Origin of the sequence: Massilimicrobiota sp. An142 (genome assembly GCF_002160725.1) — a bacterium.
In the GTDB taxonomy this organism is placed as follows: domain Bacteria; phylum Bacillota_I; class Bacilli_A; order Erysipelotrichales; family Coprobacillaceae; genus Allocoprobacillus; species Allocoprobacillus merdigallinarum.
This window is the reverse complement of the sequence record NZ_NFLD01000077.1, coordinates 1-1,599: the sequence shown is the minus strand read 5'-3', so window position 1 is coordinate 1,599 and position 1,599 is coordinate 1. Positions and strand designations below refer to the sequence as shown.

1 protein-coding gene is annotated in these 1,599 nt (G+C 29.0%); it reads right to left on the bottom strand.

What is annotated here, in order from left to right; all coding sequences use genetic code 11:
- Nucleotides 1-356: 356 nt before the first annotated feature.
- Complete coding sequence (locus tag B5E87_RS14740; protein ID WP_241147197.1) at nt 357-1,280, bottom strand: alpha/beta hydrolase; 924 nt, start codon at nt 1,278-1,280, stop codon at nt 357-359.
- Between the last annotated feature and the right edge of the window lie 319 nt (nt 1,281-1,599).

The following is a 1,599-nucleotide window of genomic DNA, read 5'->3' as shown; positions in this document are numbered from 1 at the left end:
TAGAGCGGTCTGACCAATGGATAAATAAATGTCCAGTCAATGGCTTCCTCAAGCTCTCTTACCTTGTGATCTGATGGTACTAATTCATCTATAGTACTCAAAATAAAGCTGTCATTTTTACGATTGTTTAAACATGTCATTGCCATAATATTTTACCTCCAAATACGCACTTACATTATATCATATTTTCATGACATGATGATAAAAAAGGTCGTGGAGCCTCAAAGTTTGCGTACTTGGAAAGAAGTCATCCACGACAATGGATATAATACCATATATTCTTTCATTTGAAAACTAAAAGCTGTTGACTTTTTTACTTTGTCAACAGCCTGAAATGACTGAAAATCAGTCATTTTTTACTCTTTAACGTATTTATTCATAAATTCAATAATTGTGCTTTCACATAATTGAGGATCAACCAAATAGCTTTGCGCATGACCAGCACCCTCAACAATCAATAAATCTTTATCAGCACTACATGCATTATAAAGATCATAAACCATATAGGTTGGCACAAAATTATCACGATCACCATGTATAAATAAAGTTGGTGTTTTAGATTTTTTAACTTGTTCAATTGTTGAAGCTTCTTTGAAGCTATATCCTACACGTTTTTTACTTAATAAAGTTGCAGTTGGTAAGACAAGAGAAGCAGGAATATGTCTTTGATGAAGTTCATGTTTAAATTCATCAAGAACACTTGTAAATCCACAATCAGAAATAATACATTTGACATCATCAGGAAGTTCTTCACCACTAGCCATGAGAACAGTGGCACTTCCCATTGATATACCATGTAAAACAATTTGTAAATCTTTATGAAAATAATCTTTAACCTGATGAATCCATTGAATACAATCTAATCGATCTAACCATCCAAATCCAATATATGTTCCTTCGCTTTCTCCATGAGCACGATTATCTGGTAATAAAATATGGAATCCTAGATCATGATAAAATTTAATATAATAGGCATATTCTTTTAAATTATATGAACGATAACCATGAACAGCAATTAATACTTTATTTGTATCTCTATCAGCTTTTAAAAATTTAGCTTTGAGTTTTAAACCATCATTTGAAGTCATTTCCCATGTTTCAAAATGTTGTTGTTTTAACCAAGGAAGATATTTTTCAATACGTGGATCAACTTTTGGTTTCATTTTATTAAGTGGTGTGCTTTTATGACAGGCAAAATCAATTGCAGTGACACCTACAAAGCCAACAATAGCACCAGATAATAAAGCTGCACAAGCAAGAGTTTTCTTTTTCAATATCATCATTCCTTTCTTAATGATAATATTATAACATAAATTTATACGAAAATAATACTCTTTTTCAACTATAATTAATATAGGTAGTGAAAATATAATGTATCAAAAAGATGGATATATTTTAAGAATATCAAAAAATGAAGATACTGATGAATCTTATAAAGATGATTGAAATTTACATTTTAGTATAAAGTAAGAATATATAAAATTTAATTTGAAAAGTAAATTCTACTTTTTTTAAGACTAAGTTCTACTTAAAAAACATTGATAAGTAGAACTTAATCTTGGAAATGTCATGATTTATATTTTTAATCTTTGTATTTAT

Coding starts and splice junctions, on each gene's coding strand:
- B5E87_RS14740 (WP_241147197.1), bottom strand. CDS start 1,280: ATGATATTGAAAAAGAAAACTCTTGCTTGTGCAGCTTTATTATCTGGT.